33 protein-coding genes, 1 tRNA gene and 1 pseudogene are annotated in these 18,153 nt (G+C 61.9%); 7 read left to right on the forward strand and 28 right to left on the reverse strand.

From position 1 onward, the window contains the following. Positions 1–143 precede the first annotated feature (143 nt). The 28 genes and pseudogenes from V5F68_RS04220 to V5F68_RS04355 all read right to left on the reverse strand — a co-directional run bounded on the left by V5F68_RS04220 (position 144) and on the right by V5F68_RS04355 (position 14,204). Positions 144–218 (reverse strand) — tRNA-Thr (locus V5F68_RS04220). A gap of 114 nt (positions 219–332) precedes the next feature. After that, positions 333–1,403: a tyrosine-type recombinase/integrase gene (locus V5F68_RS04225; RefSeq protein WP_394016151.1), complete on the reverse strand. Its 1,071-nt coding sequence runs from the start codon at positions 1,401–1,403 to the stop codon at positions 333–335. A gap of 65 nt (positions 1,404–1,468) precedes the next feature. Next, positions 1,469–1,591 (reverse strand): annotated as a pseudogene (locus tag V5F68_RS04230) (hypothetical protein); the annotation flags it as partial. 220 nt (positions 1,592–1,811) lie between these two features. Then, positions 1,812–2,045 carry a hypothetical protein gene (locus V5F68_RS04235; protein WP_394016152.1) on the reverse strand — a complete coding sequence of 78 codons (234 nt, stop codon included), beginning with the start codon at positions 2,043–2,045 and terminating at the stop codon, positions 1,812–1,814. Between the two features lies 1 nt (position 2,046). After that, complete coding sequence (locus V5F68_RS04240) at positions 2,047–2,307, reverse strand: hypothetical protein (protein WP_394016153.1); 261 nt, start codon at positions 2,305–2,307, stop codon at positions 2,047–2,049. A 3-nt stretch (positions 2,308–2,310) separates the two neighbouring features. Beyond that, positions 2,311–2,562 (reverse strand): hypothetical protein, encoded by a 252-nt coding sequence (locus tag V5F68_RS04245; RefSeq protein WP_394016154.1) that lies wholly within the window; start codon positions 2,560–2,562, stop codon positions 2,311–2,313. A gap of 3 nt (positions 2,563–2,565) precedes the next feature. Continuing rightward, a complete protein-coding gene (locus tag V5F68_RS04250) occupies positions 2,566–2,859 on the reverse strand; it encodes a hypothetical protein (protein WP_394016155.1) in 294 nt (97 codons plus the stop codon). A 3-nt stretch (positions 2,860–2,862) separates the two neighbouring features. Then, positions 2,863–3,705, reverse strand: a complete 843-nt coding sequence (locus tag V5F68_RS04255; RefSeq protein WP_394016156.1) for a hypothetical protein — start codon at positions 3,703–3,705, stop codon at positions 2,863–2,865. Beyond that, entirely contained in the window at positions 3,702–4,103 is a 402-nt protein-coding gene (locus V5F68_RS04260; protein ID WP_394016157.1) for an HNH endonuclease, read from the reverse strand. The genes V5F68_RS04255 and V5F68_RS04260 overlap by 4 nt, the downstream gene beginning before the upstream one ends. Further along, positions 4,104–4,502, reverse strand: a complete 399-nt coding sequence (locus tag V5F68_RS04265) for a DUF4326 domain-containing protein (RefSeq protein ID WP_394016158.1) — start codon at positions 4,500–4,502, stop codon at positions 4,104–4,106. It abuts the gene before it with no gap. Continuing rightward, the gene (locus tag V5F68_RS04270; RefSeq protein WP_394016159.1) at positions 4,502–5,083 is read right to left on the reverse strand and encodes a hypothetical protein; all 582 of its coding nucleotides are present in this window, start codon (positions 5,081–5,083) and stop codon (positions 4,502–4,504) included. Before V5F68_RS04270 ends, V5F68_RS04265 begins: the two co-directional genes overlap by 1 nt. Further along, positions 5,080–5,307 (reverse strand): hypothetical protein, encoded by a 228-nt coding sequence (locus V5F68_RS04275; RefSeq protein WP_394016160.1) that lies wholly within the window; start codon positions 5,305–5,307, stop codon positions 5,080–5,082. Before V5F68_RS04275 ends, V5F68_RS04270 begins: the two co-directional genes overlap by 4 nt. After that, the gene (locus V5F68_RS04280; protein ID WP_394016161.1) at positions 5,304–5,723 is read right to left on the reverse strand and encodes a recombination protein NinB; all 420 of its coding nucleotides are present in this window, start codon (positions 5,721–5,723) and stop codon (positions 5,304–5,306) included. Before V5F68_RS04280 ends, V5F68_RS04275 begins: the two co-directional genes overlap by 4 nt. A 4-nt stretch (positions 5,724–5,727) precedes the next feature. After that, entirely contained in the window at positions 5,728–6,225 is a 498-nt protein-coding gene (locus V5F68_RS04285) for a hypothetical protein (protein ID WP_394016162.1), read from the reverse strand. After that, entirely contained in the window at positions 6,222–6,602 is a 381-nt protein-coding gene (locus tag V5F68_RS04290; RefSeq protein WP_394016163.1) for a hypothetical protein, read from the reverse strand. The genes V5F68_RS04285 and V5F68_RS04290 overlap by 4 nt, the downstream gene beginning before the upstream one ends. Beyond that, on the reverse strand, positions 6,599–7,219 hold the full coding sequence (locus tag V5F68_RS04295; RefSeq protein WP_394016171.1) for a lambda exonuclease family protein: 621 nt from the start codon (positions 7,217–7,219) through the stop codon (positions 6,599–6,601). The genes V5F68_RS04290 and V5F68_RS04295 overlap by 4 nt, the downstream gene beginning before the upstream one ends. Next, positions 7,219–7,818, reverse strand: coding sequence for a 3'-5' exonuclease (locus tag V5F68_RS04300; RefSeq protein WP_394016164.1), 600 nt, complete (start codon positions 7,816–7,818; stop codon positions 7,219–7,221). The genes V5F68_RS04295 and V5F68_RS04300 overlap by 1 nt, the downstream gene beginning before the upstream one ends. An 8-nt stretch (positions 7,819–7,826) precedes the next feature. Further along, positions 7,827–8,834, reverse strand: a complete 1,008-nt coding sequence (locus V5F68_RS04305) for a hypothetical protein (RefSeq protein ID WP_394016165.1) — start codon at positions 8,832–8,834, stop codon at positions 7,827–7,829. After that, a complete protein-coding gene (locus tag V5F68_RS04310; RefSeq protein WP_394016166.1) occupies positions 8,834–9,685 on the reverse strand; it encodes an ERF family protein in 852 nt (283 codons plus the stop codon). Before V5F68_RS04310 ends, V5F68_RS04305 begins: the two co-directional genes overlap by 1 nt. Further along, positions 9,678–9,839 (reverse strand): hypothetical protein, encoded by a 162-nt coding sequence (locus tag V5F68_RS04315; RefSeq protein WP_394016167.1) that lies wholly within the window; start codon positions 9,837–9,839, stop codon positions 9,678–9,680. The genes V5F68_RS04310 and V5F68_RS04315 overlap by 8 nt, the downstream gene beginning before the upstream one ends. After that, positions 9,832–9,981 carry a hypothetical protein gene (locus V5F68_RS04320; RefSeq protein WP_394016168.1) on the reverse strand — a complete coding sequence of 50 codons (150 nt, stop codon included), beginning with the start codon at positions 9,979–9,981 and terminating at the stop codon, positions 9,832–9,834. The genes V5F68_RS04315 and V5F68_RS04320 overlap by 8 nt, the downstream gene beginning before the upstream one ends. A gap of 3 nt (positions 9,982–9,984) precedes the next feature. Further along, on the reverse strand, positions 9,985–10,344 hold the full coding sequence (locus V5F68_RS04325; protein ID WP_394016169.1) for a DUF8820 family protein: 360 nt from the start codon (positions 10,342–10,344) through the stop codon (positions 9,985–9,987). A gap of 19 nt (positions 10,345–10,363) precedes the next feature. Further along, complete coding sequence (locus V5F68_RS04330) at positions 10,364–11,950, reverse strand: DUF6745 domain-containing protein (protein ID WP_509274663.1); 1,587 nt, start codon at positions 11,948–11,950, stop codon at positions 10,364–10,366. Next, positions 11,950–12,156 carry a hypothetical protein gene (locus V5F68_RS04335; protein ID WP_394016107.1) on the reverse strand — a complete coding sequence of 69 codons (207 nt, stop codon included), beginning with the start codon at positions 12,154–12,156 and terminating at the stop codon, positions 11,950–11,952. The genes V5F68_RS04330 and V5F68_RS04335 overlap by 1 nt, the downstream gene beginning before the upstream one ends. Positions 12,157–12,310: 154 nt before the next feature. Next, positions 12,311–12,478, reverse strand: a complete 168-nt coding sequence (locus V5F68_RS04340; protein ID WP_394016106.1) for a hypothetical protein — start codon at positions 12,476–12,478, stop codon at positions 12,311–12,313. Positions 12,479–12,648: 170 nt separating this feature from the next. Beyond that, positions 12,649–12,966 carry a helix-turn-helix domain-containing protein gene (locus tag V5F68_RS04345; protein WP_394016105.1) on the reverse strand — a complete coding sequence of 106 codons (318 nt, stop codon included), beginning with the start codon at positions 12,964–12,966 and terminating at the stop codon, positions 12,649–12,651. Continuing rightward, on the reverse strand, positions 12,963–13,271 hold the full coding sequence (locus V5F68_RS04350) for a type II toxin-antitoxin system RelE/ParE family toxin (RefSeq protein WP_509274664.1): 309 nt from the start codon (positions 13,269–13,271) through the stop codon (positions 12,963–12,965). The genes V5F68_RS04345 and V5F68_RS04350 overlap by 4 nt, the downstream gene beginning before the upstream one ends. A 144-nt stretch (positions 13,272–13,415) precedes the next feature. Further along, positions 13,416–14,204: a S24 family peptidase gene (locus V5F68_RS04355; protein WP_394016103.1), complete on the reverse strand. Its 789-nt coding sequence runs from the start codon at positions 14,202–14,204 to the stop codon at positions 13,416–13,418. A gap of 75 nt (positions 14,205–14,279) precedes the next feature. Here V5F68_RS04355 and V5F68_RS04360 point away from each other — a divergent pair, with 75 nt between their 5' ends. From V5F68_RS04360 to V5F68_RS04390, 7 genes are all read left to right on the forward strand, one after another. After that, positions 14,280–14,522 carry a hypothetical protein gene (locus V5F68_RS04360; RefSeq protein ID WP_394016102.1) on the forward strand — a complete coding sequence of 81 codons (243 nt, stop codon included), beginning with the start codon at positions 14,280–14,282 and terminating at the stop codon, positions 14,520–14,522. Then, on the forward strand, positions 14,519–14,998 hold the full coding sequence (locus V5F68_RS04365) for a hypothetical protein (RefSeq protein WP_394016101.1): 480 nt from the start codon (positions 14,519–14,521) through the stop codon (positions 14,996–14,998). Before V5F68_RS04360 ends, V5F68_RS04365 begins: the two co-directional genes overlap by 4 nt. A 516-nt stretch (positions 14,999–15,514) precedes the next feature. Then, positions 15,515–15,889 (forward strand): hypothetical protein, encoded by a 375-nt coding sequence (locus V5F68_RS04370; protein WP_394016100.1) that lies wholly within the window; start codon positions 15,515–15,517, stop codon positions 15,887–15,889. A gap of 98 nt (positions 15,890–15,987) precedes the next feature. Further along, entirely contained in the window at positions 15,988–17,106 is a 1,119-nt protein-coding gene (locus tag V5F68_RS04375) for an ORF6N domain-containing protein (protein ID WP_394016099.1), read from the forward strand. A 16-nt stretch (positions 17,107–17,122) separates the two neighbouring features. Beyond that, positions 17,123–17,413, forward strand: a complete 291-nt coding sequence (locus tag V5F68_RS04380; protein WP_394016098.1) for a DUF2312 domain-containing protein — start codon at positions 17,123–17,125, stop codon at positions 17,411–17,413. After that, the gene (locus V5F68_RS04385; RefSeq protein WP_394016097.1) at positions 17,413–17,784 is read left to right on the forward strand and encodes a hypothetical protein; all 372 of its coding nucleotides are present in this window, start codon (positions 17,413–17,415) and stop codon (positions 17,782–17,784) included. Before V5F68_RS04380 ends, V5F68_RS04385 begins: the two co-directional genes overlap by 1 nt. Further along, positions 17,781–18,149, forward strand: coding sequence for a hypothetical protein (locus tag V5F68_RS04390; RefSeq protein WP_394016096.1), 369 nt, complete (start codon positions 17,781–17,783; stop codon positions 18,147–18,149). The genes V5F68_RS04385 and V5F68_RS04390 overlap by 4 nt, the downstream gene beginning before the upstream one ends. Positions 18,150–18,153: the final 4 nt, after the last annotated feature.

The following is an 18,153-nucleotide window of genomic DNA, read 5'->3' on the forward strand; positions in this document are numbered from 1 at the left end:
TGCATCCGTGTTGCACGGAGTTTTTGGCAATGCGTGGAAACCGTTGAAAACAAAGGAGTGTGGGTCGCGACACGCGAAGGTGGGCGAGAGGCCCGATATGGGCCGTTCTCTGTTGTAAGTCATTGATTTAATTTAATAAAAAATGGTGCCGGTTGAGGGGATTGAACCCCCGACCTTCGGTTTACAAAACCGCTGCTCTACCGCTGAGCTAAACCGGCTGGAACCGCATTTTTAGAATAACTAACAATGGGTTGCACGTTTCATGTCACACGCAAAACCGATTGTCATGTGCCGCATTATGTGACGCTTGGGTCGGTTTTGACTTGTGCCCTCTATTCCCTCAGCCGCGCCCGTTCGTCAAGTTTGGTTCGGCCGCCGCGCTTGGCGATCTCCGCCTCTTCCGGCGTCAAAAATTCCAGATACATCTCTGTGGTTTTTACCGAGGAATGGCGCAGATGCTCCTTCAGCGCGTATATGTCGCCGCCTCCCTTGAGGTACTCGACGGCGTAGAGATGGCGCATGTCGTGGAAGCGAAACCCGCGAAAGGGACGCTCTTCCTTCTGTGCCGCCCGCTGTGCCGCCCGACGCGCGCGGGAGAAGACGAAGGCGGCCTGTGTGATCGGCTTCCCAGCGTGGTGGAAGATGCGCTGGCATTTGATCGCCACGGGCTGCGACTGGAAGATTGCTAGCGCCTCGGGCGACAGGCTGATTGCGCGCTGCTTGTTGCCCTTGCCGCGAACCAACAGGCTAGAGGTCGTCGGGTTCAGGCTTTTCCACTCGACGGCCGCTAGCTCGCTCTGCCGCATCCCGGTCGCCCGCGCCGCCTTCAGCATGGCCGCATGCCCTTCCGAGAGCCGGGATAGAACGAATTCGTAATCGTCCTGGTCTGGGAGGGTGATCGGGTCGCGGTGCTCTTTCAGCCGCCGCATCTTATCAAGGGCAGGGTTCCCCTCGCGCCACCCCTCGTCTTCCGAAAAATCCAACAGCGATGATATCGCTTGGAGGTCGCGGCGGATGGTTGCGTTTGTGACGCCCTGCGAGCGGCGCGCGGCCACGAAGCGGTTGATCGCATCCTTGTCCACCTCGGCTATGAGGAGCGCGGATAGGTGCCGGCCGGCGATGGAAAGAGAATCGGCATATCGCTTGACGGTTCTGGCGGATCCGACTTGCTTTTGGATATAGAGGCCCCAGGCGAGAACGGCTTCCATCCATGTCGTGTTGTGCTCGGAAAACTTGGCGATGCCGACGGCCTTCGCACGCATCTCGGCTACACGCCGCGCCGCAACTTTTGGAGCATCTGTTCGTAGGCTCTCTCGGTATTCGCGGCCTGCAATTGTGAACCGCGCCCAGAGCGTGTCGCCGCGCCAGTAGGTATACCGGGGCGCCTTCGGTCTATCGGGCATGTTGTCCGCTCCTTGATCCAGTTCCGAATCGCGGCCTCGTCAAACGTCCAGACCCCGCCGATCTTGGCGGCGCCGGGAAGTTCGCCTCGTGAGGCCAAGGCTTGCACAGTCCGCGTCTCGATGCCAAGGATCGATGCGGCGACGTGAGCCCGGATTCGCTCCGGCCGGCACTCTCTTGCTCCCGCCATGCCTCAGCCCTCCGCCGGGATGATGTCCGCATAGGTGGCGTCTCTCCACCATTGCTCGGCTAGTACCGTCTCGCCCGTGATGATGTGTTTCCGAGTGCCCTCCAATTCGATCTGGAGAACCATATGCCCGGTCCACTTTTGGCGGCGATGCCGGCGTCGTCCGGTGGGCGCGACCGTTGTCAACGGCCATTTCCAATTGTAGTGCGATGCAGGCATTACCTCAGCCCTCCTTATCAGACCGCCGCGTATCGACGGCTGCATCAACTGCATCCGACAGGCCGGCTTGCTCTGGCGCGTGGACAGGGCAGCCGGCGGTGTAGACGAAGATACCGCTACGCCCCTGCCATCCCTGCCCATGGTGGTTATCGATCACCGGGCACGTGCACCCCATGGCCTGGGCGAGTTCAGAGCCCGGATTGGGAGGTGGGATATCTTGGTGGAGGATATCGGTCATCTCACTCTCCTCCCTGCTTGAGGGAGGCACGGCCGACGTCGGTCAGTTCCCACACCATTCCACCGGGATAGATGCCGCGCTCGTCCGCGAAGCTCTCTTCCAGATCATCCGGCTCAACGGCCCGGCATTGCGCCAGTCCGGCGGCTTCCATGCGGTCGATAAACCCTTCCGGCACCGGATCGGCTTCGCAGAAGTCCGCCCAATAGCGCCGCAAGTCGTCGCGGTCGCGCCATTCCTGTTCCGTGTAACGCGGGGCGTCCATCTCTCACGCCTCCCCTTTGGGAGGGGCGGCATGCCGAGCGTAAGCCTGTTGCCAGTCGTCTTCTGCTGCGTCTTTTGCGGCCGACACTGAGCCGAACCTCTTCCATTGGAATGGATCGTGAGCCCACCAAAGTAAGCCATCGGCTTCGACGGCATAAATTCCGCCGATACCGTCAGCGAGCCACGCGGCGCCTTCACGTCCGAAGTCCTGCCCGTCGTCCTTTGGCTTGCGCCACTTGAGGGGTCTTGCGGTCATCTGTTATCCCTCCCCCTGCTTGGAGGAAACGACGGCGGCTTCAAGGGCATCCGCTTCTTCTCTCAACACGCGAGCCCGCTCTAGGGCGCGCTTCCGAGCGCGGTCATGCCAATCAGGCTCGCCAAAGAGCCATCGCGGATTTCCGGCTGCGACGATCTCGCGGGCGGTATCATCGGACACCCATGCCAGGGTAAGATATTCGACTTCGCCCACTGATGAATGGTTGCGAAGCTGCAGCATCCAAGGCTTGTTGTGCCTTTCTTCCAGGCTCGACGGCCGCAAGATCAGATCAACCACGGCTCAGCCCTCCCCCTGCTTGGAGAGGTCGGGGATGCCGAGAGCGGACCGCGCCACTTGTCCGCAATCGGCCCACAGCGCGCCCATGCCTCCAGTGAACGGCGCGGGGTATTTGCTCACGTCTGCATAAAACCTCAGCGCCTCTTCCAGGTCTCCAATCCGTTCCACCACATTGACGCCCGCAGGGACCGGGACTGGAGCGGGCTCGATCAGGGCGGAGCGGACGCGCTGCTCATAGTCAGCCTGCGCGGCTTCCTTTGCTACGAGAAGACACCCCCCAGCATATCGGGAAAGGCCCCCAGGCGTGCTCCAAAGGCCGTTTCCCCAGGCCTGATAAGGGCCGAAGACGCTACGACTGATCTCGGTCACCCCACCAGCGAAGGCCGGCCCTTCGTGGCGGCGAGTCCATTCCAGCGGCCTTACCTTCACCACAGGAGCGGGAGCGGGAGCGGGCGGCGCGGCCTGGCTCAACGCGAGGAGCGCCCGGACAATATTGCGGACCGCATTCATGGTTGAGGTCTGCGGCGTGTAGCAATCAAGGCCCCAGAAGTCGGAGAAGGTTGCGAGGCTCTGTGCCAGATCGACATTATAGGAAAGCCGTCTTCCTGCCTCCGCAATCCGGGCCATGGCCGCCGCATGAGCTGACGACGCTTGCTCCACCACCTCTCCCAGTGCGGGAGGGGCTGATAGCGAGGCGCGGGCTTTCCAGGCCTGCCGCGCAAGGTCTTGGTCGCTTTGAAACGAACCAGTTTCACCCCACCACTTCTCGAACGCCTCTCGCTCTGCATTCTCATTCATGGCCAATCTCCGTGATGTCTGGTGCGTTGCGCGCGCGGCCGGGCTCATCTCCGGCCCCTTCCGATTGGCTCGCCAGTCCGGCGGTCCACCAAGGTCCCGTCGATCTTCTGCTTGATGTTGCTTTCCTTGCTCGCCGAAAATCGAGACGGCCTTTTGATCCCGAGATGCTTGGAGCGCACCCGCGCCGTGCGGGACTTCTCCGCAACGTCAGCCCGCGTCTTGCCTTTGTGGCACCAGTCGCAAACAAGCCGTAGGTTGCCCTCCCGGTTCTCGCCGCCGTTGATGATTGCCACCGTGTGGTCAGCCTGCCAGGCATCACCAGGCCGCAGCTTCCTCCCGCAGGCAGCGCAGCATCCTTCGGCGCGCGCGAAAACACGGACGCGGACGCGGGGCGGGATCTGCGTGTCAGCGGTGGCGCCGATCCACTCGTCTGTGCTGCGGGCCATCTATGCGGCCTCCGCACACGGTGGAGCATTGGCAATCTCCAGCAGCACGTCAGCGTGGCACAGCGATCCGGCCCGGCACCAGCATGCGAGGTTCCTTCCCCGCAGTTCTATCCTCGCGCGCTCAATGAGATGCGCTTGATCTGGCGCATTGATCCAGGCCCGAAACGCATCGACCGACATTTTGCGGGCATCGTCTGCACTGTCCGCCACCCACATGGCGGGGCCGTCCCATGTGCCGACCATCCAAATCGGGGTGGTGACGCCGCAGGAAGTGGCCGTGCCCTTGCTGATGGGGAACGGATTTCCGAACCCCGTAGAGCGGTCCACCTTCACGGTATTGTCGGGCATGCGCCAGCCTTTGGCGCGGGAAAGCTGGATGCGCTTGGGGGCCTCTGTCATCACTTCTCTCCTCTGTTGGGAGGAGAGGGGAGGGCGCGCCGGTTCCATGCGTCTCGCATCTTCGCCGCATCCGTCCACCCAAGAGATTTGACGAGGTAGCTTTCAATACCGATCCATTGGGCTTCCCAGACAGGCGAGCCTATCCATCGGCCTAGGGTGACGACCTTTGGAGCTAGCCCGGTGAATGGGTTGGGCAGAAGTTCAAGGCCGTGGAATGTCGGCTCGGTTTCGCAGTCTTTGGCCAGGCGCCATTCAAGCGAGTGGTCGATACTGCGTCGATACCCGTCCCAATCCGAGCCATCCGGCCACCATTCGTTGTCGCCATAGCCCATCCCCACGCAACGCAGCCTACAGGTCCACTCTGGCTGCATCGTCAGCCCGAGGATTTTCCGAGGCGAGACGCGCCAGCGATATTGAGCTTTGTGGTCGGTCGGGCGCTGGTCGTACCACCGCATCCATGTCACCGCTTCGCCGGCATCCGCGCTGTTGGCTCGGGAGGCCGGGCCATTGAGCGACCCGGCCTCCCTATCGCCGGCCGGCTGGGGGATCGCGAGGGCCGGCGAATTGGTGTTGGTGGTCATGCTGACTCCTCGGCTCGGGTGAGGCCGAGCGCCTGCAAGTATTTCGCGTGGGCGCTGTCGATCTCTGCTATAGCGTCCCACGCGCCTGTTCTTTTCAGCTTCGCGACGCGGGATCTTATGGCCGGCTCGGAGCGGCGGAGATCGACGGCCATGCGATAGGCGCCGACAGCCTCGTAGAAAGCGAACAGGTAAGAGTCATCCTTGAATGTGAAGCGTTTGCTCATGCTGCGGCTCCGGATTTCGAGAATGCGGTGTCCTTCGGATCGGACCAGACGACGCCGTGCCGGGCGCCGAACTCGCTCATCAATTCCATCAGGTCGCTCATCTCGGATTTGGAGAGATCGGAGGACGACCGGCCAAGGTTGACGAAGCCGGTGCCGTCTAGGTTCGGGGCGAGCCGCATTTCCCGCTTCAGCGCGTCGAGAAAGATCAGCTTCCAGTCATCTGGAGAGAGCTTCACCCCATGCCAGGGCAGTTGCCGCGCGATATCGGTCAGCATCGCCCACATGCGGGCGTTCTGGTCTGTGGTGCGCTTGGGCTGCTTGAATTCGACGCGCGTGCCGGGAGGCGCCTTCCTTGCCCAATTGGCGGCGCGGTTGCGGTCGGTTTCGCTCTGGAGGATGACGAGGGCGCGGCTCATCCTCTCACCCTCCCTGCTTACGGGAGAGGGAGAGGGCGGCGCACGTTAGCTCTTCGTCTACCCGAATAAACTCCCAATATCCGGGCAACTCAGCGCGTCCATAATCACCCATTTGCGGCGGGTTCCAGTGCCATTCCGTCCAAACGGCATCTCCTATTTGGAAGCCGAGCGCCTCAGCGGCCTGTAAAACCTCTTCAGCACACTCGATCACGTCGCCCTCTGCTTCTGCCGGCAGGTTCGAGGGAAGGGACATAATCACGTGCGAGCCGTGTCGATTCCTACCGTCAAGAACGACGATGCAGCCTGGAAACTTAAATACTCGCTCCAGCGCTGCCGCCAGCCGGTCGCGCTCCGCCACGAGTTCATCAAGCGATTTCTTCGGCACATACGCGTGCCCATTGATGTGGATCACCGGCGCCGGCTTTTCGCCAGAGGCAATCGCAGCCGCGTCCGCAAGCCCTTCCGCGATGCGCGCCGCGCCGTCGTTCTTCTCGCTGCTCATGACTGCTCCGTGGTGCTGGAGAGGGCGGCGCGAGCGAGGTCGCATGCGGCACCGACGTTCTTGACGATTTGGAGCGGAGGGCCATTGTCGCAAGCTTCAACGAGCGCTCTGCAGGCCGCCGCCAGCCGGTCGCGCTCCGCTTCCGCCGCTTCCGCTCGCGCGCGTAGCTTTGACAGCTCTTCCGCCATGGCGGGCGCTGCGGCCCAAAGCCGGGCGTTGGCAACGGCTTCGTTGTGCAAGAGCCTGTCACCGTTGATGTGCGCGCGGCCAAGTTTCTGCCCGTTGCTGCCGAGAACAACCCGCGGGTCGTAAGTGGCGACGGAGCACGGTGCGGGCGTGTGCAGGGCTCGCGCCTGGCCTTCGAAGGCGTCGCTCATGCTGCGATCCTCTCGCCATAGCGGCGGATCTGCTCCACCACCTCGGCAAGCTCTTCGTTGAACTGATCAACTGCGCGCGCCAGGCCGGCGATATAGACTTCGTCTCGGACGGCGCGGACGATCAGCGGCGGCAGCTTCGGCCAATAGGTGACGAGGTCGATCCACTCCCGCTCCGCGACCCATAAGCCGCCCTGGCATTGCGCCTTGTGCTCGGGAGAGAATTCGCCGGACAGCAGCTTGTCGATCAGGAGATGCGGCGCCGCCGTCTTGATCTCCAAGAGGCCGTCATTCCCGATAAGGCTGTCGGGGCTGTAGCCCTTCGGCCCGTTCACGATGAACCCGACCTGCACCGGCTCTACGTCCTTGATGAAGGCATAGGCGCTGCGGGCTTCGTCCTCCATCGCGTGGCCGCGCTCCATGGCGCCGTTCGTGAACCGCTCCATGGGTTCGCCGGTGAGGATCTCCCCCGCGAGCTTGAGCATGTACGTGCGACGGGTCTTGCTTTCCCCGCCGCCCCGGCCGGACGCCATGACGGTGGAGAATTCCGAGGCAGTCGGGATGCCAGCGCGGGCGCGGAACCATTCGTCGGTGCCCTGCACGCAATCAATGATCTGCATCACGACGCGGCCCCCAAGGTCTTGAGGTGAAAATAGACGCGGCGGCAGGCGTTGACGTCCACCATCGCGTCGTGGGCGCCTTCCAATTCTTCGTTGAAGAAATGACGAATGCACTCCTCCAATTTGGGGGGCTTAGGCTTCGTGAAGCCGGCCGCCAGCATCCGCTCGGTTGGCGGCAGGTTGATAATGGGGCTAGCCGCATCCATGGTGCAGAACACCGGCTTGCGGAGCGGCATCACTCGACCGTAATGGCGGGAAATCGCCGCCTCGGTCACGCCCTTGTCGAATTTGGCGTTGTGAGCGCAGATGATGTCTGCCCGCTGGTACAGGTGCGTGAAGGCGGACAGGGCAAACTGCGACGAACATCCAAGCTGGACAGCGCGTTCGTTCGTGATGCCGTGGACAGCGGCGGCCTTCTCGGGAATGAAGATGCCGTTGCTGATGCCCGGGTCCACGATCAGGGAAAAGCCGGACACAGGTGCGCCGTCGTCTTGGCAGAGTTGGGCGGCCAACTGCACGATGTAGGGCTGCGCATCGTGATCGACGGGAAGCCTGTCATCAAAGAAGCCCGTGGTTTCGGTGTCCCAAAAAAGGATCATTGCGCGCCTCAGTATTGAATGGAGATTGCGGGGATGGCGCGAAGGATGATCAGCTTCAGGACTTCCTTGGCGATGTCCTCGGAAATCCCGCATGCCACGAACGCTTCCAGTGCGGCGCGATTGATCTTGGTGCGGTGTGCCTTGTTTGCTTCGCGCCGCTTGGTCTCCGCCTCCTCAGCGAGCCGCGCGGTCTCCTGCTCTTGCCGCACCGTTTCGATCGCCTGGGCCGCACGTTGTTCCGCCTCTTCTGCTACCCGCTTAAGGGACAGCTCGCGCGCCTCCGCCGCTTCCCGTTCGCGGCGGGCATCGTCTTCCGCCTTCTGCTTTTCAGCAGCGGCTTTTGCCTCGGCGTCGCGGGTTGCTTTTTCCGCCGCGTCGCGAGCGATTTGCTCTTCCCGGTCCTTTTTGGCCCGCTCCTCTGCGGCGGCACGCAGGGCCGCAAGCTCGGCCTGTTCGGCGTCGTATTTCTCGCGAGCCTCGATGCCGGCGGACAGGGCCGCAACGGCGGCTCCCTTGGCCTTGGCATAGGCCGCTTCATATTCTTCGCACTCGGGGCCGACCGTCACGGCCTCGACTTCAGCGAGCGCACTACGCAATTGCTCGGCGGGAATATTCAAGTGGGCGATGCCGGAAAGCTGTTCAATCCGCGCAATTGCCCACTTGTGGCGATCAACGCGCGCCTCTTCCGCCTCTTCCCATTCCGTGACCGGCTTGCGCACCTCGTCGGACCACTTGTCCAGCGTGTCGCGGACCAGCTTGCGCGTGGCGTCGATCCTCTTCGGGATTTCCTTCTGATCGTCTGCGAGCTGCTTCCCAATGGCCTCCAGGCGGGTTTTCACCTTGGTGACCTTGTGGGCCATCGACTTGATCTCGGCTCTCCCCTTCGCTGTCGTCATGTCGCCGGAAAAGCCATCGATTTCCTCCCGCACTTTGGCTAGGAAGGGATCAATCGCCTTGGGCGTAGTGAAAACGACAAGGGCGCTCGCCGGCTCGATGGTGATGAGTTCGAGGTCCATCACGAGGCCTTTCGCTTGGCGTTGAGCATGGTGAGCGCCCGGCCGAACTCGCCCGAAGGCAAATCAATCAGGGCGCCGATCTTGAAGTGGGCGCAGAAGCGGCGGATGTCGGAGCCGGTTTCGTCGATCAGCAGGCGGAGTTGATCCACCTGCCCGGCAGAAATGGTTTCTCCGGCGCCGGCAGCCTTCCCGTCGTCGTCGCGATCCTCGCGCGCCCGGCTCTGAAAGTTCGTCAGCGCGCGCGCCGTGTAGCGCTGGCCGTAACTGATGGTGCTGCCGACAGCCTGGACACTGTTCTTGCTCCCGGTGCTGTCATGCATCAGGGTGATGGAGGTTTCTTCCTGGTGGCCGTCCCGGTGGCTGAGAACGCAGGTGACAATCTGCTTTCCATCCGGCGCCGCGCTGAGGCGGAAGGAGAGGCCAAACCCATGCCGGAAAAGGACGGGTTGGATCGCCTCGTTGATGTCTTCCCAGCGCGCGTATTTGGTCTCCTGGATAATCCGCTCACCACCCTTATCCCTGATGACGATGCGACCGTTCTGGTCGATCATCGGAAGTTCGTTCTGCATGAGAGGCAGGGCGAAGAGGTATGCTTGCCGGGCCTCGTCAGCCCGGATCTGGCGATACATCGCCATCAGGCGTTCGACCTTGTCGGCATCAATCGCGGCGTTTGACGCCGCATTCATGATGGCACCGAGGATTGATCCGGCATCAGATTTCGGGGACGACGCCCGGCGCTGCGCAACAGCCCTGGGAGCAGAGCGCGTAGCGGGCACTCCACCCCGGACCGGGGAAGCCGGTTGTGCCAAGGCGAGGTCGTCGATTTCGTCGAGATATGCAGCTTCAGCCACGGCGGCCTCCATTCCTGATCTTGAGAAGCTCGATCCGCATCGCGATTTCCCGCGATGCCAATGTCTGTCGCGCATAGATCTCAGCCAGGATCGCTTGCTGCTGGATCTGGCGGCCTATGCATTCTTCCGCGCGGCTGAAATCGCGGTCAGTCATCGCCCATCTCCGGTGTCCATTGCGGGACATCCCCATGGGCATCGTCCAGAGGGTCGCGGGGAATGGTCCGGCGCAGCAAAGGCGCGAACACCAGGAAGGCGCACACGGCGCCGATGCCGAGGAGGATGAGGTCGCCGGTCATGGGCTAGTCGGCAACGCGGCGGGCAAGTTCCGCATACGGGTCATATTCGCGATCCGTGCGGAACATGATCGTGTCGCCGGGCTCGAAGGCATGCGGCGCGTGCGTGTCGTGACCGCGCAGGTGCTCCAGCGTGCCGGCGCTGTCGAGCACTGCGAAGAGGATGCGCATCCCTTCGGGGGCGGTATCCGCCTCGAAAACCTGCGCCCGCTCAGCCACCAGCACATGGTGGTGGCCGGTTTCGCTGTGGCCAATGATGAGGTGGCCGCCTTCACGCTTGAGGGGCGTCAACCCCTTGGCCGGAAGAGCGTCGACGCGGAACATGCGAATTTCGCCCTGCGCGCCAAGAGTTTCGATGATCTTCATGGTTTGGTCTTTCTGCTGGTCAAGTACGGATTGAGGGAAACTGGAACTCGGAGACGGGGAGCCCCGTCAGCCACGCCTGCGCTTCGACCACCGTCGAGCATTCAGGGGGTACGCCAATCGCGAATTCTCGGTCCGTGCCGCAGCGCGCGTGAATGAACAGGCTCTTGCGATCGAGATCGGGAAGCTGAACTTCAACGAGAGCACCGCAATGCGGGTCGGGGTGTTCGTCGATCACTTTGGCGCCGAGATCCCGCAGGACGTGGTGCCATCCGACGATTTCTATTGCCGCGCGGCGCAGCTCCAAGTTCGTCTGGCTGAGAGCGGCTTGCGCCGTCAGTCTGTCCTTCTGTTCGATCCACTCAGCCGGAATACGGGTTCCGTGCCAGTGGTAGAGGGACCACCCATCCCGCCACCGGTGGCTTGGCCCGTTCTCGCAATGTGGGCGGCGCTGATCATCGATCCGGATGAATTCAGGGAAATCGCTGACGATGCAAAACTCGGGATGCATGACGCGAAATCCGCCCTCGATCGCCGCTTGTTCCCAGCTTGCATACGCGCGGTGCTCGGGGAGCTGTAGACCGATGATGTCGCGCATAGCAGTCAGATAACTGTCGTATGCTGCCCACATGTTTCCGCCCTGGTAGACATTCCCCCACCGGGCTGCGCACATGAGGCCGAATTCTCCTGCCAGGTCGAAGCACGCCTGAGCGGCGTCTTTTTCGGCGCTGCGGGTCGCGCTGCCGGTCGCGCTGCCGGTCGCGCTGCCGGTCGCGCTGTCGGTCGCGATGCGGGTCGCGCTGCGGGTCGCGTTGTAGGTCGCGCTGCGGGTCGCGCTGCCGGTCGCGCTGCCGGTCGCGCTGCCGGTCGCGCTGCCGGTCGCGCTGCCGGTCGCGCTGCGGGTCGCGCTGCCGGTCGCGCTGCCGGTCGCGCTGCCGGTCGCGCTGTCGGTCGCGATGCGGGTCGCGATGTCGGTCGCGATGCGGGTCGCGCTGCGGGTCGCGCTGCCGGTCGCGCTGTCGGTCGCGATGCGGGTCGCGCTGCGGGTCGCGTTGTAGGTCGCGCTGCGGGTCGCGCTGCCGGTCGCGCTGCCGGTCGCGCTGCCGGTCGCGCTGTCGGTCGCGATGCGGGTCGCGATGTCGGTCGCGATGCGGGTCGCGCTGCGGGTCGCGCTGTCGGTCGCGCTGTCGGTCGCGATGCGGGTCGCGTTGTAGGTCGCGTTGTAGGTCGCGCTGTCGGTCGCGCTGTCGGTCGCGCTGTCGGTCGCGCTGTCGGTCGCGCTGTCGGTCGCGCTGTCGGTCGCGCTGTCGGTCGCGCTGCCGGTCGCGCTGTCGGTCGCGCTGCGCTGCCCACGATTATGCCAGATTGCCGCAGACGCTCCGTATGCGAATGCCATAACAAGCGGGGACGGGGCGATGACAATCCTCGGCTCTTTCAAGCCGGCTGCGGCGTACAATCCCTTGATCGCCGGGATGATCTTGTCGGGGTCAATCGGGTCGGTGCGGAAAGCGCGCTTGATCCACATTTCGGTGTGGGCGCGCATCTTCTCCAGTTCTTCCGGAGTAACGCCGCCAGTGGCTTTTGTGGAAGTGCGGACAATCTTGGCCATCAGGCGCTCCATCCCTTGAGGCAGGCTGCATCGTTCAGCGCAGGCGCCTGTGTGTTGGTGGCGGTCAGCGCAGCCCGGGCGATTTCCAGGGCTTCGCGCACGTGATCCATGATGATCTGGTCATCGCTCGGCAGGCTTTGCACTTCCGCCGTTCCGAGGTGGCCGATGATCTTGAGCAAGTCGTCGCGGATGCCGTGGGCGTTCATGCTGCCCTCATGCCGTTGCTTGTGTAATAGGTGCCGTGTTCGCGGCGGGGATCTTCGCCGGGCTCATCGCTTGCCCAGCGGGCGGCCGCATTTGCGGGCAGCGTTGTATTTCTTCTCGCGGCGCAGGGGCTGGTGGATGATCTCGTGCATCTCCTCACCCTCCAATCTGGAGGGCGAGGGCTTCGGTGCGGGCGGCGTCTGCTTGGAGCTGGGCCGCGATCCGCTGGGCGTACTTGCCGCCCTTGGCGAGGTATTTCTCGGCCTGGGTGCGGAGGTCGGCGGCGGCCTCGGTGAGCTGTTCGATCTGGCGCTCGGTGGTCATGTCTGCGATCCCCATCGCTTGGTTGATGAGGATGAAGTTACTACGTCACGTAGCTATGTCAACTACCAATCGTAGCAATTTCGCAGAATGTGTTGCTACACGGTACGAATGCATCAGGCCACAAAAAAGCCCGCCAGGCTGGGCGGGCTTAACGTGCCGTGAGGCGTGAATCAGGCGGCCTTCATCGACTCCTTCGTGGCGGCTCGGAGCATTTCGCGAACGCCATCAGGGTCCCTGTCGATGATCATTAGATAGGCTCGTGTGGCACCGAGCGGCCGAACGCGACCTTGCTCCCACTGCCTAATCTGGTGAACCGTAAAGCCGAATGTTGAAGCAAAATCCTCCTGCGAGGCACTCAGCTTTGCTCGGATAGCTCGGACATTTATCTCAGCAGGCACATGAAGCTTAGCGGGCTGCATTTCCCCACGCGCAATCGCAAGCGCTTCCCCAAGCCCTTCTGCGATTTTGTCGAATGCCTTCCTGCTCATCGTCCTTCTCCTACCGAAACAACTTTTAGCCGGTATGCATCCACGATCATCTTTGTGAACTTGCCGAGCTTATTTCGCTCGGCCTGCGTCAGGTTCGCCTTCTCGCCCTTCGCGAACACAGTGATCAGATACACCGGTAATTCAGAACCTGTGTAAAATGTGATAGTCCGGAATGCGCCTCTCTTGCCTACGCCCTTCCCGGCCCACCGCAGCTTGCGACAGCCGCCCGTGCCAGGAATTTCATCGCCCGCCATTGGGTTCCGAGCTAAATGATCGACCAGTGCGTCAATCTCATCTTCGCTCATGCCGACGCTGTCGGCGGCCCGCACGAATGCTGGTGTTTGTGAGACACAATGCATAAAAACAAAATGCGTAAATTACGCACCCATGTCAACGCGATTGTGCGCGCATTCGCGCGACGCTATGTCACTAGCGGGTGATGGTGGCGCTCAACCAACCACACCAAACCGCCGGACCACGCGCCCAATGATCTGGAGATCTGCGAGCAACCGCTCCTTTGGCGCGTGTCGCGGATTGTCCGATATGATCCGTACCGTCGCTTCCTCATCGCGCGGGTGCGAAGCCATCTCGAGGCGCTTAACTATTAGACCACCGAAATCGTCGGTCAGCACATAAAGGCCATCGGGGGAGGGGAGGCGGTGCCTCGTATCCACGAAAACGTAATCGCCCTCTGAAAGGGTATCCGCCATAGAGTCGCCCTGCACGGGGATTACGACGATATCGGCAGCCCTGAGGCCGAGCGCTGACGTCACCTCTTGGGGTAGCCGCCAAAAATCTCTTACGTGCTCGGCAGCAAAGGTCATGCCGCTCTTGCCTGGTACGCCCTCTGAGATGACGGTAAGGCCACCTCCTCCCATGCCCGCAGTGACATCAATCTGAGCAGAGGTGTCCTTAGGCAGCCCGCGTCGGCCAGTTTCAGAGCCGATCGTCATAGGCTCATCCCTATCAGGGGCTTCCTGATCCTCTGCAATCACGCTGCTTTCAATGTGGGCATCGGGCGACCCGCGTCCGTGAAACAGCCACAGCATATTGCTCCGAAACCATCTGGCATATTTCGTTGCGGCATCGACATCGAAGTCCCGGCCGCCAGGGGAGCCAGCGCGCTCGTGAGCGTTGAACGTTGATACCGCCACACCGAAGTGCATTGCCGCATCACGGGCTGATCTAAAGCCGGCGCGGTCTCTAAGGAATTTCAAGCGTTCGCCACGGGTTTTCATGGCGCAAAACGTAGCGATAAAATTACTACATGAGGTAGTTGACGTGAGTGACTACGTGATGTAGCAATTGTAGCTATGAGAGACGCCGACAGCATCATCAGCCTTTGGAGTTCCGTGCCGGAGTTCGCCGGAGATATCGGCGTGAAGGTCAGCCACGCTCACGTCATGAAAACTCGGAACTCGATCCCGGCCAGACGCTGGCCTCGGGTGGTTGAGGAGGCGAAGAAGCGCGGCTTTCCCGTCACGTTTGAGGTGCTGGAGAAAGCGCACGCCAACGTCTCCCCTCGTGCACGTGCACGTGAGGAGGGCGCAGCATGAGCAACGCCTATCTTCAGGATTCCCGCCCGCAACGGTCTTGGGCGGACGTGGATAGCATGTCGCCAGAGTGGCGCGCCTGCGTCCATGAGTACGGATATGCCATTGTCCATTGTGCCCAAGAGGCTGGCGTAAAATCCCCCAATGCTCTGCATCAGTTGGTGCGGGAGATTTGGGATGGCGCGAGAAGCTACGTCGATAAGCGCAAGCCGGGCGGAACTCTGGACTGGATTTTGATCCAGTCAGGGGCTGGCGTGAGCGTTTCCGCACTTTCTCGCATTCTTTCCAACGAGAATTTGGTAATTGCTCCGAAGTTCCCGACGCGAGCAATGATCAGCGCGAGCCTGAATGAGCTTGCAGATCATAGCGTCCGTTGCACGAAATTCGAAAAACATCAGCGGCGATTGGCTGCTGCACTTCGTGCCTGTGATGGATATTACGCCCGCAGAAATACGGGAATTCGTGGGGGCGCTGCATGAGCATCCTCGCGCGCAACCAGCTCCTTGACGATCTCGCCGGCCCGCAACCCAGGCCGGCCCCAGTCTCGCGGCAGGTCCAGAGGGCTCATGAGCCCCTGACACTGCGCGGCCTCATGCGCCACAGGTACGCGGGCATCGTCTTTGCCGCCGCCTACGTCCTGACGGAAACAATCTATTTCGTTTGCCGATACGGGGGTTAGGCATGTCCGAAGCCTCCATTCCAAATCGCAGCGGGAAGGCCGATATCTCGTGCCGGCGTTCCCGTTTCACAGCCGGCGCCAGCGGCGGTGCGATCCGCTGGCAACCTCAATTTGTCCATCACGGAAGCCGCAAGGGCTCCGATGGACTGCCATCCTCCCGCGCGGATTTCCTCCCCCGCGCTAACTTCCCCGGCCTTCTGGCTGGGGCCTTTATTCGCACGCGCCGCGTCCGTCCCTGCAAGTTCAGTCGTGGTGCGCGTCTTCGCAAGCATTCGTTGTCTCCAACTCCGATGGCCCAAAGGTATCGGAGACCGAGATGCCGTTTCCCCAAAATCAGTGTTGCAAATCCCAAAATCCTTGTGAGCGCGAAATGACCGCGTCGTCTGTTTCAGTCGAGATGAGTATGGGCCTTCGGCGTTTGGCCGAGCCGGTCCATGCCGGTGAAAGCGTAAAAGCGTTGATTGCCAAGGTCTCTCGCAAGACTGGCTTTGGTTACAACCGAGCGTTTGATCTTTGGTACGGGCGCGGGCGTGTCCGCGCAGAAGAGCTTGATCGGGTGCGGGGCCTGATGCGTGCTCACGAAGAGGCACAACTCAATGGGGAAATTGCGGAATTACGGGCGCGTCTGTCGCGCCTTGAGGAACTGGCTTCCCTGGCCAGTCCGCCAATGGATGATGCGGCGAACGGTTAAGCACGGTCGCAGGTGGATCAACCTGGGAGAGTGGATAGGCCGCTCCGACAAGTAGTTACGAGCAACATGGATCCGGACTTCAGCCAGGATGGGGCGCAATGGGCAATATTCGAACAAATCCATGCTTCCAGGCGATGGCAGACGTATGTGACGAACACGGCGTCGCCTTTGACGTGGTCGACGGCGGAAAGCATCCGAAGCTTATTGTCTTCGCATGCGAGCCGCCCCTGAGCGTCCCTTTCCCAAAATCACCATCGGACATCCGGTCCCCACTCAACTCGGCGGCTCAACTCCGCCGCTTGATTGAAGCGGCAACTACGCCTGAGGCCAGCATGAACCATGAAGTCGTGACCGTGCTCGGGAAGACCGTGGCGACGGTGGAATACAAGGGCGAGCGTGTCGTGACGCTCAAGCAGATCGACACCGTCCACGAGAAGGCGGAGGGCCAAGCGCGCAAGCAGTTCAACGCGCACCGGACCCGCTTCGTGGAAGCTGTTGATTTTCATGAGATTAAGGAGCCGTCCGAAATTCGGACGCTTGGTTTCAGTCGCCCACAGGGCGGAACGCCTGACAAGGTTCTCCTCTTCACCGAGCGGGGATACGGCAAGATCGTCAAGGGCTGGAACGACGATCTGGCATGGGCGCTGCACGACGCCATGCAGGACGCCTATTTCGTCGTGCGGGATGTCGCCAAGGCGGTTGCCGATGGCGAGGTGACGTTGCCCGAGTCCGTCTGGCGCCGGATCGGTGGTGTGGTCAAATCGGTGACGCACAAAAGCACTGAGGACATGCGGGCCGGCGTTGAATTGGTCCTGGAAGAGGTGGTCCGCCTTGGCCATGAGATCGAGCGGATGAAGAGCGCTCCGATCGTTCCGTCCTTTGACATGGCGGGCACCGTCACTTCGCGCGACATCATGGACATGGCCGGCATCTCCCGAGATGGGCGTGTACGCGGCACTACTGGCGGCATCATCACGCGCGCCATGAAAGACTTCTGTCTTTCCCACGGGTTTGCCGCACAGCGCGCCCCGGAAGCTATTGATCCGGATCGCCGTTGGCGTTTCCCCAGGCAAGCCGCCCTCGACTGGCTGACCGGCTCCACGATGGGCGGCGAGGTTATCCGGAACCACATAGCCAAGGTCAGCGCGCGCCGAGCGCGGACTGGACAGAGGTCGTTCACGCTCGTGCCTTCCGCGCAAGTCGGCCGGTCCATCTAAACAGCGAGATTTTCCAATGTTCGAAGATAACTCACACCACTCGTCTGCCCCCGAGTCCGCTGAAGCCCCCGCCGGCTTCGCGAAGGAGCAACTGAAGTCGTTCATCGAACGCGTTGAACGCCTGACCGAAGAACGCAAAGCTATCGCCGACGACATCAGTGACGTCTTCGCTGAGGCCAAGGCAAACGGGTTCGACGTGAAGGCGATCAAGGCAATCCTCGCTATGCGCCGCCAGGACGTGGAGGAACGCAAAGAGCACGAGGCGATCGTGGAACTCTATGCCCAGGCCCTCGGCATCTTCCTCTGATGGGCAAGAAATCTCGCGACAAGGGCGCCCGCATAGAGCGCGCGATCGTCAAGCTGCTGCAGGATTTCGGCCTATGCGCCGAGCGTGTGCCTCTGTCTGGTCAGGGCGCAATTGCCCGCGCATCGGATCGGTTCGGCGGCGATGTACATGTCCCCGTCCTTGGCCAAGACGAGCGCCTAGAAGTCAAGGCACGGGCCACGGGCTTTGCCAGGATCTACGCCTGGCTTGAAGGCAATTACGGCCTCGTCATCAAGGCGGATCGAAAGGATCCGCTGATTGTTCTCCGGCTTTCCGATGCAGCTCGGGTGCTCGAATGCGCTGAGCATGTGAAGGCCTTCGCAACCGCTGATCGTAAGGCAGAAGAACAATGAGCACGCTCTGGACCGGACAGGAAGAACACCTTCTGCGCTCACTCCTGTCAAAGGGGCTGACGATAGCGAATATTTCCGCTCACTTTGCGGAGTCCGGGTTTGCGCGTTCACCCTGCGCCATTGGCGACAAGATCCAGCGGATGCACCTGACGCGCCCGCCGAGAGTGCACGTCGTGGCTGAGGAGAAGGCCTCTCGCGACTGGTGGGAGCGGCGTGAACTCGTTGCGATGAACGACGCCTTCTGCGCGGCTATGGAGGCGGCTGGCTATCGCAAGGCCGATCCCGAGATCACGGATTTCGAACAGACCGTGCCCATGCGAGCGGCGCCAAAGATCATTTCGCTCGGCAGCGGTTGGCAGATCTAGGGGG

Origin of the sequence: Roseixanthobacter pseudopolyaromaticivorans (assembly GCF_043195145.2) — a bacterium.
Classification (GTDB): Bacteria; Pseudomonadota; Alphaproteobacteria; order Rhizobiales; family Xanthobacteraceae; genus NCEH01.

What these genes read in the sequence shown, in the direction of transcription:
- V5F68_RS04385 (WP_394016097.1), top strand. Translation starts at nt 17,413, where the DNA reads ATGGGCAAGAAATCTCGCGACAAGGGCGCCCGCATAGAGCGCGCGATC.
- V5F68_RS04325 (WP_394016169.1), bottom strand. Translation starts at nt 10,344, where the DNA reads ATGAAGATCATCGAAACTCTTGGCGCGCAGGGCGAAATTCGCATGTTC.
- V5F68_RS04300 (WP_394016164.1), bottom strand. Translation starts at nt 7,818, where the DNA reads ATGATCCTTTTTTGGGACACCGAAACCACGGGCTTCTTTGATGACAGG.
- V5F68_RS04360 (WP_394016102.1), top strand. Translation starts at nt 14,280, where the DNA reads ATGAGAGACGCCGACAGCATCATCAGCCTTTGGAGTTCCGTGCCGGAG.
- V5F68_RS04295 (WP_394016171.1), bottom strand. Translation starts at nt 7,219, where the DNA reads ATGCAGATCATTGATTGCGTGCAGGGCACCGACGAATGGTTCCGCGCC.
- V5F68_RS04260 (WP_394016157.1), bottom strand. Translation starts at nt 4,103, where the DNA reads ATGGCCCGCAGCACAGACGAGTGGATCGGCGCCACCGCTGACACGCAG.
- V5F68_RS04245 (WP_394016154.1), bottom strand. Translation starts at nt 2,562, where the DNA reads ATGACCGCAAGACCCCTCAAGTGGCGCAAGCCAAAGGACGACGGGCAG.
- V5F68_RS04285 (WP_394016162.1), bottom strand. Translation starts at nt 6,225, where the DNA reads ATGAGCAGCGAGAAGAACGACGGCGCGGCGCGCATCGCGGAAGGGCTT.
- V5F68_RS04365 (WP_394016101.1), top strand. Translation starts at nt 14,519, where the DNA reads ATGAGCAACGCCTATCTTCAGGATTCCCGCCCGCAACGGTCTTGGGCG.
- V5F68_RS04280 (WP_394016161.1), bottom strand. Translation starts at nt 5,723, where the DNA reads ATGAGCCGCGCCCTCGTCATCCTCCAGAGCGAAACCGACCGCAACCGC.
- V5F68_RS04320 (WP_394016168.1), bottom strand. Translation starts at nt 9,981, where the DNA reads ATGACCGGCGACCTCATCCTCCTCGGCATCGGCGCCGTGTGCGCCTTC.
- V5F68_RS04330 (WP_509274663.1), bottom strand. Translation starts at nt 11,950, where the DNA reads ATGGCCAAGATTGTCCGCACTTCCACAAAAGCCACTGGCGGCGTTACT.
- V5F68_RS04340 (WP_394016106.1), bottom strand. Translation starts at nt 12,478, where the DNA reads ATGACCACCGAGCGCCAGATCGAACAGCTCACCGAGGCCGCCGCCGAC.
- V5F68_RS04255 (WP_394016156.1), bottom strand. Translation starts at nt 3,705, where the DNA reads ATGAGCCCGGCCGCGCGCGCAACGCACCAGACATCACGGAGATTGGCC.
- V5F68_RS04270 (WP_394016159.1), bottom strand. Translation starts at nt 5,083, where the DNA reads ATGACCACCAACACCAATTCGCCGGCCCTCGCGATCCCCCAGCCGGCC.
- V5F68_RS04380 (WP_394016098.1), top strand. Translation starts at nt 17,123, where the DNA reads ATGTTCGAAGATAACTCACACCACTCGTCTGCCCCCGAGTCCGCTGAA.
- V5F68_RS04265 (WP_394016158.1), bottom strand. Translation starts at nt 4,502, where the DNA reads ATGACAGAGGCCCCCAAGCGCATCCAGCTTTCCCGCGCCAAAGGCTGG.
- V5F68_RS04350 (WP_509274664.1), bottom strand. Translation starts at nt 13,271, where the DNA reads ATGAGCGAAGATGAGATTGACGCACTGGTCGATCATTTAGCTCGGAAC.
- V5F68_RS04240 (WP_394016153.1), bottom strand. Translation starts at nt 2,307, where the DNA reads ATGGACGCCCCGCGTTACACGGAACAGGAATGGCGCGACCGCGACGAC.
- V5F68_RS04375 (WP_394016099.1), top strand. Translation starts at nt 15,988, where the DNA reads ATGGGCAATATTCGAACAAATCCATGCTTCCAGGCGATGGCAGACGTA.
- V5F68_RS04390 (WP_394016096.1), top strand. Translation starts at nt 17,781, where the DNA reads ATGAGCACGCTCTGGACCGGACAGGAAGAACACCTTCTGCGCTCACTC.
- V5F68_RS04290 (WP_394016163.1), bottom strand. Translation starts at nt 6,602, where the DNA reads ATGAGCGACGCCTTCGAAGGCCAGGCGCGAGCCCTGCACACGCCCGCA.
- V5F68_RS04335 (WP_394016107.1), bottom strand. Translation starts at nt 12,156, where the DNA reads ATGAACGCCCACGGCATCCGCGACGACTTGCTCAAGATCATCGGCCAC.
- V5F68_RS04355 (WP_394016103.1), bottom strand. Translation starts at nt 14,204, where the DNA reads ATGAAAACCCGTGGCGAACGCTTGAAATTCCTTAGAGACCGCGCCGGC.
- V5F68_RS04275 (WP_394016160.1), bottom strand. Translation starts at nt 5,307, where the DNA reads ATGAGCAAACGCTTCACATTCAAGGATGACTCTTACCTGTTCGCTTTC.
- V5F68_RS04370 (WP_394016100.1), top strand. Translation starts at nt 15,515, where the DNA reads ATGCCGTTTCCCCAAAATCAGTGTTGCAAATCCCAAAATCCTTGTGAG.
- V5F68_RS04235 (WP_394016152.1), bottom strand. Translation starts at nt 2,045, where the DNA reads ATGACCGATATCCTCCACCAAGATATCCCACCTCCCAATCCGGGCTCT.
- V5F68_RS04315 (WP_394016167.1), bottom strand. Translation starts at nt 9,839, where the DNA reads ATGACTGACCGCGATTTCAGCCGCGCGGAAGAATGCATAGGCCGCCAG.
- V5F68_RS04225 (WP_394016151.1), bottom strand. Translation starts at nt 1,403, where the DNA reads ATGCCCGATAGACCGAAGGCGCCCCGGTATACCTACTGGCGCGGCGAC.
- V5F68_RS04345 (WP_394016105.1), bottom strand. Translation starts at nt 12,966, where the DNA reads ATGAGCAGGAAGGCATTCGACAAAATCGCAGAAGGGCTTGGGGAAGCG.
- V5F68_RS04305 (WP_394016165.1), bottom strand. Translation starts at nt 8,834, where the DNA reads ATGGACCTCGAACTCATCACCATCGAGCCGGCGAGCGCCCTTGTCGTT.